The sequence below is a fragment of the Streptacidiphilus jeojiense genome, assembly GCF_000719095.1.
Lineage (GTDB): Bacteria > Actinomycetota > Actinomycetes > Streptomycetales > Streptomycetaceae > Streptacidiphilus > Streptacidiphilus jeojiensis.
This window is the reverse complement of sequence record NZ_JOEH01000001.1, coordinates 323,284-335,359: the sequence shown is the minus strand read 5'-3', so window position 1 is coordinate 335,359 and position 12,076 is coordinate 323,284. Positions and strand designations below refer to the sequence as shown.

The 12,076-nt window shown below is 72.4% G+C and carries 12 protein-coding genes; 8 read left to right on the top strand and 4 right to left on the bottom strand.

Annotated elements, in window-relative coordinates:
* Positions 1-18 precede the first annotated feature (18 nt).
* The gene (locus tag IF29_RS0101465) at positions 19-1,446 is read right to left on the bottom strand and encodes a glycosyltransferase family 87 protein (protein ID WP_063757401.1); all 1,428 of its coding nucleotides are present in this window, start codon (positions 1,444-1,446) and stop codon (positions 19-21) included.
* A 120-nt stretch (positions 1,447-1,566) separates the two neighbouring features.
* On the opposite strand from IF29_RS0101465, the gene IF29_RS0101460 reads away from it, so the two are divergent.
* Positions 1,567-2,697, top strand: coding sequence for a glycosyltransferase family 4 protein (locus IF29_RS0101460; protein ID WP_030248482.1), 1,131 nt, complete (start codon positions 1,567-1,569; stop codon positions 2,695-2,697).
* 61 nt (positions 2,698-2,758) lie between these two features.
* On the opposite strand, the gene IF29_RS0101455 is transcribed toward IF29_RS0101460, so the two are convergent.
* Complete coding sequence (locus tag IF29_RS0101455) at positions 2,759-4,555, bottom strand: AMP-dependent synthetase/ligase (protein ID WP_030248480.1); 1,797 nt, start codon at positions 4,553-4,555, stop codon at positions 2,759-2,761.
* A gap of 219 nt (positions 4,556-4,774) precedes the next feature.
* Between IF29_RS0101455 and IF29_RS0101450 the strand changes: the two genes are divergently transcribed.
* The 6 genes from IF29_RS0101450 (at position 4,775) to IF29_RS0101425 (ending at position 9,758) form a co-directional block, all read left to right on the top strand.
* A complete protein-coding gene (locus tag IF29_RS0101450; RefSeq protein WP_030248476.1) occupies positions 4,775-5,545 on the top strand; it encodes a metallophosphoesterase family protein in 771 nt (256 codons plus the stop codon).
* 50 nt (positions 5,546-5,595) lie between these two features.
* On the top strand, positions 5,596-6,060 hold the full coding sequence (locus IF29_RS0101445; RefSeq protein ID WP_030248474.1) for an SRPBCC family protein: 465 nt from the start codon (positions 5,596-5,598) through the stop codon (positions 6,058-6,060).
* Positions 6,060-7,271 (top strand): ArsA family ATPase, encoded by a 1,212-nt coding sequence (locus IF29_RS0101440; protein ID WP_030248473.1) that lies wholly within the window; start codon positions 6,060-6,062, stop codon positions 7,269-7,271. Before IF29_RS0101445 ends, IF29_RS0101440 begins: the two co-directional genes overlap by 1 nt.
* A 134-nt stretch (positions 7,272-7,405) precedes the next feature.
* Positions 7,406-7,846, top strand: coding sequence for a DUF5304 family protein (locus IF29_RS43120; protein WP_051724750.1), 441 nt, complete (start codon positions 7,406-7,408; stop codon positions 7,844-7,846).
* A gap of 170 nt (positions 7,847-8,016) precedes the next feature.
* Entirely contained in the window at positions 8,017-8,958 is a 942-nt protein-coding gene (locus tag IF29_RS0101430) for an ROK family glucokinase (protein ID WP_030248464.1), read from the top strand.
* 53 nt (positions 8,959-9,011) lie between these two features.
* A complete protein-coding gene (locus IF29_RS0101425) occupies positions 9,012-9,758 on the top strand; it encodes an endonuclease/exonuclease/phosphatase family protein (RefSeq protein WP_030248463.1) in 747 nt (248 codons plus the stop codon).
* 105 nt (positions 9,759-9,863) lie between these two features.
* Here IF29_RS0101425 and IF29_RS0101420 read toward each other — a convergent pair whose 3' ends face one another.
* Positions 9,864-10,412 carry a hypothetical protein gene (locus IF29_RS0101420; protein WP_051724749.1) on the bottom strand — a complete coding sequence of 183 codons (549 nt, stop codon included), beginning with the start codon at positions 10,410-10,412 and terminating at the stop codon, positions 9,864-9,866.
* Positions 10,413-10,417: 5 nt separating this feature from the next.
* Positions 10,418-11,176, bottom strand: coding sequence for an alpha/beta hydrolase (locus IF29_RS0101415; protein ID WP_030248460.1), 759 nt, complete (start codon positions 11,174-11,176; stop codon positions 10,418-10,420).
* Between the two features lie 170 nt (positions 11,177-11,346).
* Here IF29_RS0101415 and IF29_RS0101410 point away from each other — a divergent pair, with 170 nt between their 5' ends.
* Positions 11,347-12,075: a lysophospholipid acyltransferase family protein gene (locus IF29_RS0101410; protein ID WP_030248458.1), complete on the top strand. Its 729-nt coding sequence runs from the start codon at positions 11,347-11,349 to the stop codon at positions 12,073-12,075.
* Position 12,076: the final 1 nt, after the last annotated feature.

Below are 12,076 nucleotides of genomic sequence, written 5' to 3'. Positions count from 1 at the left end.
GGGCGGGGCCGCCGGCCGTCAGCAGGACGGCTCGGTCTCCGGGTCCGTCGCCGCCGCCTCCGGCAGGGTCTCCGGCAGCGCCACCGGCAGCCCTTCCGACAGGGCCGCCGGCACCATGTCCGGCACGGCCTCCGGCTCCGGCCGGACCGTCGCGCACCACAGCCGCCGGCAGGAGACCAGGGCGGCGGCGGCCAGCAGCAGGTTGCGGACCACCAGGACCGAGACGCCCAGCGGCTTGAAGGCCGCCAGGTCGCCGAAGAAGACCGGGAACTCCAGGAAGGTGAACAGGCTCGCCGCGGCGATCAGCCAGGCGGTGGGCCGCTGGGTGGTGTGCGGGGAGACCAGGCAGACGGCGGCCACGCCGATCAGCCAGACCAGGTACTGCGGGCTGATCACCCGGCTGGTCACGGTGAACAGCAGCAGCGCGGCCAGCGCCGCGTCGGCGGGGGTCGCCGCGGTCCAGCGGCGGGCCCGGAACCGCCACAGCAGCAGCCAGGCGAAGGCCGCCAAGGACAGCGCCACCATCAGCTTGCCGACCAGCTGCACCCCGGTGCCGAGGAACTCCGTCGAGCCGTAGTGCATCTCGGCGTGGCCGCGCCAGCCGAAGAGGTGGGCCAGGTAGAACGGGATGGCGCCGAGCGACTCGATCTCGACGCCGCGGTTCTCCTGGAAGCTCATGAACGAGTAGGCGCCGACGTTGGTGACCGCGTAGTAGAAGCCGATCGCCAGCGCCGAGACCACCATCGCGGTCCAGGTCTCCCTGGTCCTGCGGCCGCGCGGGGTGCCCAGCACCATCAGCACCGGCCAGACCTTGAGCATCGCGCCCATCCCGGCCAGCACCCCGCCCAGCCGCGGCCGGGTGGCCGCGGCCAGCAGCCCGACCACCGCCACCGCGGTGACCACCAGGTCGAAGCGGCAGTAGACGGTCGGGCCCAGCAGCGGCACCACCAGCGCCCAGAGCCAGGCGCCGGCCCTGCTCCGGCCGTGCCGGGAGGCCCGCAGCAGCAGCCCGAGCACCAGGGCGTCCGCGACGGCGACCATGACCAGGAAGCCGGTGAAGTAGGTCCACGGGAGCCAGTGCGGCAGCAGCATCACCAGCGCGGTCAGCGGCGGGTACTGCCAGGTCACGTCGTCCAGCGGGAAGGTGCCGGTCTGCAGCACCTGCGCCCAGCCCTGGTAGATCACCTTGACGTCGCTGGTCACGTCGCTGGTGCCGAGCTGCAGCAGCCCCAGCACCATCAGCATCACCAGGGTTCTGGTCGCCGCCCAGCTGACCGCCACGGCCGCCCAGGCACGCCGCGTCGCCCGGGCGCGCGAGAGCGCCGGGTCGTCCGCCGGCTCGGCCGGGCGGGACAGCGGGTGCAGCTGAGTAGTGATGGAATCCTCGCCCGGGGACTGGAGGCCGACAGGGAACCGCTGGGTGGAACGAACGACAGGGTGGAACACGCTCGCGGACACTCGTGCGGTTGCCGCACTGCCCTATCGTACGGATCACGTCCCGCCGGTCACAGAATGCCTCCCGATGATTGCGGGGGTACGCGGGTCGGTCGCCCGGAAAGACGGAGTATGAACAAGACGCTGATCGTCACCAATGACTTCCCGCCGCGCCCCGGCGGGATCCAGACGTTCGTGCACAACATGGCGGTCCGGATGCCGGCCGAGCAGATCGTGGTGTACGCCTCGACCTGGCGCGACGGCGCCGAGGCGGCCCGCTTCGACGCCGAGCAGCCGTTCCAGGTGGTCCGCGACCGGACCACGATGCTGCTGCCCACGCCCCGGGTCACCCGCCGGGCCGCCGAGATCCTGGCCGCCGAGGGCTGCGGCTCGGTCTGGTTCGGGGCCGCCGCCCCGCTCGGGCTGACGGCGCCGGCGCTGCGCCGGGCCGGCGCCGAGCGGCTGCTGGGGATGACCCACGGCCACGAGGCGGCCTGGGCCCAGCTGCCCGGCTCCCGGCAGCTGCTGCGGCGGATCGGCGCCGGCACCGACACCCTGACCTACCTCGGCGAGTACACCCGCTCGCGGATCGCCGCAGCGGTGGGCCCGGAGGCGGCGGCGCGGATGCGCCAGGTCCCGCCCGGGGTGGACGAGAAGACCTTCCACCCCGACTCGGGCGGCGCCGAGGTCCGGGCCGCGCTGGGGCTGAGCTCCCGCCCGGTGGTGGTGTGCGTCTCCCGGCTGGTGCCCCGCAAGGGCCAGGACACCCTGATCAGGGCGCTGCCAGGGGTGCTGGCCGCGGAGCCGGACACGGTGCTGCTGATCGTCGGCGACGGGCCCTACCGGGGCGACCTGGAGAAGCTGGCGGCCTCGGTCGGGGTGTCCGCCTCGGTGCGGTTCACCGGCGCCGTGCCCTGGTCCGAGCTGCCGGCCCACTACGGCGCCGGCGACGTCTACGCCATGCCCTGCCGGACCCGCCGCGGCGGCCTGGACGTGGAGGGGCTGGGCATCGTCTACCTGGAGGCGTCCGCGACCGGACTGCCGGTGGTGGCCGGCGACTCCGGCGGGGCGCCGGACGCGGTGCTGGAGGGTGAGACCGGCTACGTGGTCCCCGGACGGGACGGGGCGGCGCTGACCGATCGCCTGGTCACGCTGCTCCAGGACCCGTCCCTGCGCGCGCGGATGGGCGGGCGGGGACGGGCCTGGGTGGAGCAGAGCTGGCGCTGGGACCTGCTGGCCGGGCGGCTGGCCGAACTGCTCTGACCGGCCTGCGCCGCTCTGACCGGCCTGCGCCGGGGTGGGCGCCGGCCGGTCGGAGCAGGGGTCAGCGTCCCGCGTAGAGGGCCTCGATCTCGGCGCCGAAGTCCTTGGCCACCACCGCGCGCTTGAGCTTCAGCGACGGGGTGACATGGCCCGACTCCTCGGTGAAGACGGTGTCCAGGATGTGGAACTTCTTCACCGCCTCGGCGTGCGACACCGCCGCGTTGCCGTCGTCCACCGCGGCCTGCACCGCGGCCAGCAGGTCGGCGTCCTGGAGCAGGTCGGAGACCGAGGCGTCGTCGGGCTTGCCGTTGAGCTTCTTCCAGGTCGGGAAGAACTCCGGGTCGATGGTGATCAGGCAGGCGATGAAGGGCTTCCGGTCGCCGACCACCATGCACTCGCCGATCAGCGGGTGGGCCCGGATCCGGTCCTCGATCACGGCGGGGGCGACGTTCTTGCCGCCGGCCGTGACGATGATCTCCTTCTTGCGCCCGGTGATGGTGAGGTAGCCGTCGTCGTCCAGGGTGCCGATGTCGCCGGTGGAGAACCAGCCGTCCTGCAGCGCCTCGGCGGTGGCCTCGGGGTTCTGCCAGTAGCCGGTGAAGATCTGCGGGCCCTTGAGCTGCACCTCGCCGTCGTCGGCGATCCGGATCGAGGAGCCGGGCAGCGGCTGGCCGACGCTGCCGATCCGCGGCTCGTCGTGCGGGTTGAAGGCGGTGGCGGCGCAGGACTCGGTGAGGCCGTAGCCCTCCAGCACGGTGAAGCCGATGCCGCGGTAGAAGTGGCCGAGCCGCTCGCCGAGCGGGGCCCCGCCGGAGATGGCGTGGGTGGCCCGACCGCCGAGCGCGGCGCGCAGCTTGCTGTACACCAGCGCGTCGAACAGCTTGTGCCGCAGCTTCAGGCCCAGTGAGGGGCCGTCCGCGTCGAGCGCCCGGCTGTAGGCGATCGCGGTGTCGGCGGCGCGGTCGAAGATCTTGCCCTTGCCCTCGCTCTGCGCCTTGGCCCGGGCCGAGTTGTAGACCTTCTCGAAGACCCGGGGGACGCCCAGGATCAGGGTCGGCCGGAAGGCGCTGAGCTCCGCCACGACCTCCTTGATGTCGGGCAGGTGGCCGAGCCTGACCGGGGCCAGCACGGCCGCGATCTCGGCGATCCGGCCCAGCACGTGCGCCTCGGGCAGGAACAGCAGCACCGAGGACTCCCCGGTGCGGAACAGCGGGTCCAGCCGGGCCACCACATTGCCCAGCTCGCCCAGGAAGTTCCCGTGGGTCAGCTGACAGCCCTTCGGTCGGCCGGTGGTGCCCGAGGTGTAGACGATGGTGGCGATGGTGTCCGGGTTCAGCGCGGAACGCCGCTCCTCCACCGTCGCGTCGGCCACCTCCCGCCCGGCGTCGGCCAGTTCGCGCAGCGCGCCGCCCTCGATCTGCCAGGTCTGCTTGAGCTCCGGCAGGCGCTCGCTGACCTCGGCGACCACGGCCTGGTGCCGGGGCAGCTCGGTGATGCAGGCCACCGCACCGGAGTTGCCGAGGATCCACTCGACCTGCTCGGCGGAGGAGGTCTCGTAGACCGGGACGGTGATCGCGCCGGCGCACCAGATGGCGAAGTCCAGCAGGGTCCACTCGTAGCGGGTGCGCGACAGCAGCCCGACCCGGTCGCCGGGGCCGATGCCCGAGGCGATCAGGCCCTTGGCGGCGGAACGCACCTCGGCCAGGAACTGCACGGCCGTCAGGTCCTCCCAGACGCCGTCCATCTTGCGGCTCACCACGCCGACCGTCGGGTGCCGTTCGGCGTTGCGGTGGATGAGGTCGGTGAGGTTTGCGCCGCTCGGCACCTCGTAGAGAGCCGGAAGGCTGAACTCGCGCAAGACTGCTCCTCGGTCTGCGACGCTGCGGGACGCCAGGACGTTACTGCTCGGTACGTGGACTCCGATAGGGGAGACGGCAATTATGTTTCCTGTGTCACACTGCCGTGAGCAGCATGTTTCCTGTGGTCGGTGTGGTGCGGTCGCACACTCGGCCGTCGGAAGGGTCATGCTTCCCTCTGCCCGAAACCCTACTGCCGGACAGGTCGGTAGGGTGACGCCATGCGGGTGCATGTGGTCAGCGACGTACACGGCAACAGCGAGGCACTGGCGCGGGCGGGCGAGGGCGCGGACGCGCTGCTGTGCCTCGGCGACCTGATCCTCTTCCTCGACTACGCGGACCACTCGCGCGGCATCTTCCCGGACCTGTTCGGCAAGGAGAACGCCGACCGGATCGTGGCGATGCGCACGGCCCGGCGGTTCGACGAGGCCAAGGAGTTCTCCCGGCAGCTGTGGGCGGCCCTGCCGGTCGACCGCGAGACCGCCACCGAGCAGGCCGTGCGCCGCCAGTACGCCGAACTCTTCGCCGCCTTCCCCACCCCCACCTACGCCACCTACGGCAATGTCGACCGGCCCGACCTGTGGCCCGAGTACGCCGCCGGCGCCGGCGTCACGGTGCTGGACGGCGAGGTGGTCGAGATCGGCGGGCGCACCTTCGGCTTCGTCGGCGGCGGGCTGCCCACGCCGATGCGCACCCCCTACGAGGTGGACGAGGAGACCTACGCGGCGAAGGTCGCCGCGCTCGGCCGGGTGGACGTGCTGTGCAGCCACATCCCGCCGGCCGTCCCGGAGCTCACCTACGACACAGTGGCCCGCCGCTTCGAACGCGGCAGCGAGGCCATCCTGGACGCGATCCACAGCACCGCACCGGGTCATGTGCTCTTCGGGCACGTGCACCAGCCGCTGGCGCGGCGGATGCGGATCGGCCGGAGCGAGTGCGTCAACGTCGGGCACTTCCGCTCCACCGGCCGCCCCTGGGTCCTCGACTTCTGAACCGGTAACCTTCCAGCAGCACCCAGGCAGCAGAGACGCGGAGGCCAGCGATGGCGGAGCACACGAGGTCGAGCACCACGATCGAGGCCACCCCGGAACAGGTCATGGCGGTGATCGCGGACTTCGCGGCCTATCCCGAATGGACCGGTGAGGTCAAGGAGATCGAGGTGCTGGCCGAGGGCGCGGACGGCCGTGCCGAGCAGGTGCGGCTGCTGCTGGACGCCGGGGCCATCAAGGACGAGCACGTCCTCGCCTACACCTGGGAGGGCGACCACCGGGTCAGCTGGACCCTGGTGAAGAGCCAGATGCTGAAGTCGCTGGACGGCTCCTACCTGCTGAACCCGTCCCAGGGCGGCGGCACCGTGGTGATCTACCAGCTCGCCGTGGACGTCAAGATCCCGATGCTGGGGATGATCAAGCGCAAGGCCGAGAAGGTCATCATCGACCGTGCGCTGGCCGGTCTGAAGAAGCGGGTGGAGTCGGCCGACGTGAAGTCGACGGGCGTCGAGGGTTGATGGGCCTTCCCCGCACCGTCCTGGTCAGCGGGGGCGGCGGCAGCGGCCGCAGCACCCTGGCCGCAGCCACCGCCCGGCTCGCCGCGGACGAGGGCGGCCGCACCCTGCTGCTCGCCGCCGACGACCCGCACCGCAGCGTCGACCGGCTCTTCGACACCCGGCTGTCGCCGGAGCCCACCCAGCTGGAGGGCGGCCTCTTCGCGGCCAGGCTCGACCCGCAGGCCGCCTTCCGGGACGCCGCCGAGCGGCTGCTCTCCCGCGCCAAGCCACTGTTCGACCTGCTCGGAGTGGATCCGCTGGACCGCGACGAACTCAGCGCGCTGCCCGGCGCCGAGCACCTCGCCCTGCTGGACGCGCTGCGCAGGCACGCGGCCCGGGGCGACTGGGACGTGGTCGTGGTGGACGCCCCGGTGGTCGCCGAGCTGCTGGCGGCGCTCGCGCTGCCCGAGCAGCTGGACCGCTACCTGGCCCGGCTGATCCCCGAACAGCGCCAGGCCGCCCGGGCGTTGCGCCCGGTGCTGGCCGCCGTCGCCGGAGTGCCGATGCCCTCCGACTGGGTCTATGAGGCACGCTCCTGGGCCGCCGCCGAACTCGACGAGGTCCGCGCGGTCACCGACGCGCCCGGGACCACGGTCCGGCTGGTGCTGGACGCACCGACCGGACCACGCGCCACCGCGGCGCTGCGGCAGGCCCGGGCCGGGCTCGCACTGCACGGCCAGCGGGTGGAGTCGCTGCTGGTCAACCGGCTGGTGCCGGCGGGCCCCGAGCCGGACGGCGGCGGGCCGTTCCTGGCCGGACTGCGCCGGGAGCAGCAGCGGCAGCTGGAGGCCCTGCGCGAGGAGTGGGACGCCCCGGTGCACGGGGTCCCGCACCTGGGGGCGGAGCCCGAGGGCGCGGAACGGCTCGCGTCGCTGGGACTGCCGTCGATCGACCCCTCCGGATCGCTGCCCGTCCCCTGGCCGGTGCAGGACCTGCGCGAGGGCGACGAGGGCGCGCTGGTGTGGCGGATCCCGCTGCCCGGCGCCGACCGCGCCGACCTGGACCTGGTCCGGCGCGGCGACGACCTGGTCCTCGGCGTCGGCCCCTACCGGCGCACCGTCGCCCTGCCCTCGGCGCTGCGCCGCTGCACGGTGGCCGGCGCGGCGCTGCGCGACGGCGTACTGGCGGTGCGGTTCACCCCGGACCCGGCGCTCTGGCCCGGCGGCCGCTGACCGGCGGGCCGCTGAAGGACAGGCCGCTGACCGACAACGCATCGGCCGGAACGCCGACGCGCCATGCCGGTTGGGGTAGCGTCGGAGGAGTCCCCTGAGCGCGTCCCGCGGAGCTCGAAGAAGGAGCAGGAACCATGACGACTGCCGACGACCGGAACAACGAGGACGTGTGGGCCGAGGCCGTGGCCGAGGGCGGCGCGGGGGACGACACGCCCGCCGGGGCAACTGCGTCCGCCCATGACGAGGTGGCGGAGACCGATGGGCCGAAGAAGCCCGCCTCGCCGGCCGACTTCTTCGGCCCCGAGCTGACCCCGCTGGTGGACGAGGTCCGCCGGTTCGCCTCCACGCTGGGCGAGCGGGTCAACGCCGCCTCCGCGGCGGCCAGCAGCGGCGACAGCCTGGGCGCCCTGCAGAACCTCGCTGCCCCGCTGCGCAGCAAGCACCCCGAGGTCTACGGTCACCTCATCGCCGCAGGTGGGGAGCTGTTGGCGGCCTACCGTGCGGCGGTCTCCGCGTCGGAGAAGCGCTGGACGGCCGAGAAGCCGGCCTCCTCCGAGCAGATCGACCTCGACTGAACCGGTACCGGTACCGGTCCGTCCGACCTGGTTGACTACGACTCCTGAAGGCTCACCAACGTATCCCCAGCTGTCTGTCTTCGGCTAATGTACGCACAGGTGTGTACCCGGCCCCACCCGGCCGGGTACGGTACCGGCCAGCGGGGAAGCCAGCGGAGACTGAGGGACACATGGGACTGACCATCGGCGTCGACGTCGGGGGTACCAAGATCGCAGCCGGGGTCGTCGACGAGGACGGCGCGATCCTGGCCCGAACACGGGTACCCACCCCCGCGGACCCGCAGTGGGCGGTCGGCGCCATTGCCGACGCCATCAAGGAGTTGCGGGCGGGGCACGACGTCACCGCGGTGGGCGTGGGCGCTCCCGGCTACATCGACCGGGACCGTTCCACCGTGATCATGGCTCCCAACATCGCCTGGGAGAACGAGCCGCTGAAGACCCGCATCGAGGACCTGGTGCACCTGCCCACGGTCATCGAGAACGACGCCAACGCGGCGGCCTGGGGCGAGTTCAGGTTCGGCGCCGCGGCGCAGCACAACGACATGATCATGATCACGGTGGGCACCGGCATCGGCGGCGGCATCGTGCTGGAGGGCCGGATGTACCGGGGCAGCTTCGGCGTCGCCGGCGAGATCGGCCACCTCAACATGATCCCGGACGGCATCCCCTGCGGCTGCGGCTCCAAGGGCTGCTGGGAGCAGTACGCCTCCGGCCGCGCCCTGCGCCGCTACGGCCGCGAGCGTGCCGCGGCCGACCCGGTGTTCGGCAAGCGCCTGCTGGAGCTGAACGAGGGCATCGCCGAGACCATCACCGGCAGCCAGATCACCCAGGCGGCGGAAGAGGGCGACCCGCTGGCCCTGGAGGTCTACGACGAGCTGGCCGACTGGCTCGGACGCGGCATGGGCGACCTCGCCTCGCTGTTCGACCCGGCCGTGTTCGTGCTCGGCGGCGGTGTCGCCGACTCCGGCAACCTGCTGCTCGAACCGGTCGCCAAGGCCTTCGAGAAGCACCTGATCGGCGGGGTGCACCGGCCCCGTGCCGAGGTGGTGCTCGCCTCGCTGGGTTCCGCCGCGGGGATCGCCGGCGCCGGCGACCTGGCCCGCCAGCGCTGACACGCCGCGCGCACTCTCGCACCGCCCCCGGGGGCGGTGCGAGACTCGGCCCCATGGACGCCGACGATCTCCCCGCCTCCGGTCCGCAGCCAGACGGCTCCGAAGTCGTACGCCTGCTCAGCTACAACATCCGCTCGCTGCGGGACGACCGCACGGTGCTGGCGCGGCTGATCCGGACCTGCGATCCGGACCTGCTCTGCGTCCAGGAGTCACCGCGGTTCTGGTTCCCCCGGCAGCAGGCCGGCTGGCTGGCCCGGTCCACCGGACTGGTGATCCTGTCCGGCGGTCTGAGCGCGTCCGGCCCGCTGCTGCTGGGACGGCTCCGGGCGATGCCGCTCTCGGTCCACGACGTGTTGCTGCCGCGCACACCGGGGCTGCACCAGCGGGGCTTCGCCACCACGGTGGTGCGGTTCGGCGCGGCCGCGCCGTTCTCGGTGACCAGCTGTCACCTCTCGCTGGACCCGGACGAGCGCTATGCCCAGTGCGGGATGCTGTTGGAGCAGTTGGGCCGGACCGGCACCGCGCTGGGCGTGGTCGGCGGGGACTTCAACGAGCACCCGGACGGCCCCGGCTGGAAGCTGTTGGCTGAGCGCCTGCAGGACGGGTGGGCCACCGCGCCCTGGGGCTCCGAGTTCACTTCCGTCCCGGACAACCCGTACCAGCGGATCGACGCGGTCTTCGCCACCCCGGGGATTGAGGTCCTCGCCTGCGGGGTTCCTGATCTTCCGCGCAAGGATCTGATCGCGGCGACGGATCATCTGCCGTTGATCGCCGTCCTGAGGGTTCCGGCGGGGTCGTAGGTCGGGTGCAGCTGGGGAGGTGCAACTTGCTCACGGTGGGTCAGTTGCAGCCCCCCAGGGGCGCGGGGAACTGCGCGACAAGCCACACACGCGCCGCACCCGGGATCAGACCACCGCCCCCCGCTGCGGATCGTCGTCCTCGTCCTCGTCGTCGTCCACCCGCATCCGGGCGATCAGCGTGGCCACCCCGCCCACGAACAGCCCGATGCCCAGGAACGCCCCCATCCCGCCGACCCCGGGCAACTGCCCGAACGCCGAGTAGAGGGTCAGCGCCACCCCCGCGACCACCGCGGCCACGGCCAGCCGGGTCGCGGTCTCGGTGCGGGGCAGCGGCGGCGGGGGCGGCGGGACGTAGTGGTCGTCCTCGTCCGACTCCTGCGGGATCCAGGCGCGCGGGTCCACCGGAGGGATCGCCCGCACCACCGGCAGCGGCTTGATCACCGGTCGCGGCCGCGGCGCGGGCGCCAGCTCCGCCAGGTCCTCCGCGGCCGGCCAGGACCGCGCCTCGTCGTCCACCGGGCTGTCGAACCCGGCGACGAGCTGCGCGAACACCGCGTCGTCGTCCGCGGCGGCCCGCTCCTCGGGGGCGGGGGCGGTGTCCTCCCCGGCGGCGTCCTGGGGCACGTCCGCGTCTTCCTCGGGCAGCTCGGGCACGGCCGTCATCCCTTCGCGGCGGGCGTGAGCCGCCGCACGAAGTCGAGACTTCCCTCGAAGATGGCTTCGGCGTCGTGGTCCAGGGTGGCCACGTGGAAGCTGCGCTCGCAGAGCCGCTCCTCGACGTCGGTCGAGGAGATCCGGGCGAGCAGCATCGCCCCGCTGGCCGGGGTCACCACATGGTCCTGGGGGCTGCGGAACAGCAGCAGCGGCTGGGTGACCTGCGGCAGCTCGGACTGGACCAGCCGGGTCAGCTGCGCCATCGAGTGCGCGGCGTGCAGCGGGGTGCGGACGTAGCCGCCCTCGTTCACCCCGGGCTTGGCCACGTCGTTGGCGATCCCCGGGAAGCTGGGCACCAGGTGCCGCACCAGCGGCAGCGCCCGGTGCGCCTGTCCGGGCATCCGCACCAGCGGGTTCACCAGGACCAGGCCGGAGACGTCCGCGCCCTTCTGCGCCGCCAGGTGCAGCGCCAGCGCGCCGCCCATGGACAGGCCGAAGACGAAGACCTGCTCGCAGTCCTTCGCCAGCAGGTCGAACTCCCGCTCGACGGTGGCGTACCAGTCCGGCCAGCGGGTGATGTTGAGGTCGCGCCACTGGGTGCCGTGCCCCGGCAGCAGCGGCAGCGACACGCTGAAGCCCTCGGCGGCCGCGGCCTCGGCCCAGGGCCGCATCGAGTACGGGGAGCCGGTGAACCCGTGGCACACCAGGACTCCGACCGGTCCGCTGTGGTGGCGGTACGGCTCGGCACCGGGCATGAGCGGCATCTGCGGCTCCTTTCGTACAGGGGGCTGCACCGGGCAGGGGGCTGCACCGGGTCTGCACGGGACAACACGACGGGTGACCCGCATAGTCCCATGCCTGCCTGTCAGCCGTACAGCTCACCACTGCCCGAGCGGCTAAGGTTCTCCGTGGTTCGTGAATCTGGAGGCCAGGGTTGTTCTACCGACTGATGAAGATGATCGTCGCCCCGATGCTGAAGATCTTCTTCCGTCCCTGGGTCGAGGGGATGGAGAACATCCCCGCGGAAGGGCCGGCCATCATCGCCAGCAACCACCTCTCCTTCTCCGACTCCTTCTTCCTGCCCGCACTGATGAAGCGTCGGGTGACCTTCATCGCCAAGTCCGAGTACTTCACCGGAACGGGTGTCAAGGGAAAGTTGACGGCGGCCTTCTTCAAAGGCGTCGGACAGCTCCCGGTGGACCGCTCCGGGGTGCGCGGCGCCGGTGAGGCGGCGATCAGCAGCGGGATCGAGGTCATCAAGCGGGGCGAGCTCTTCGGGGTGTACCCGGAGGGGACCCGTTCGCCGGACGGCAAGCTCTACCGCGGCAAGGTCGGCGGCGTGGCCCGGATCGCCCTGGCCACCGGCGCGCCGGTGATCCCGGTCGCGATGATCGACACCGAGAAGCTGCAGCCGCCCGGCCAGGTCAAGCCGAACTTCGGGGTCAGGCCCGGCATCCGGATCGGCGCGCCGCTGGACTTCTCGCGCTACCACGGTATGGAGAACGACCGCTTCATCCTGCGCTCGGTCACCGACGAGGTCATGTACGAGATCATGCGGCTGTCCGGCCAGGAGTACGTCGACATCTACGCGACCGCGGCCAAGCGGCAGATCCAGGAAGCCAAGAAGCAGGCCAAGCAGAGCGGCGCGGAGAAGCAGCCGTAGC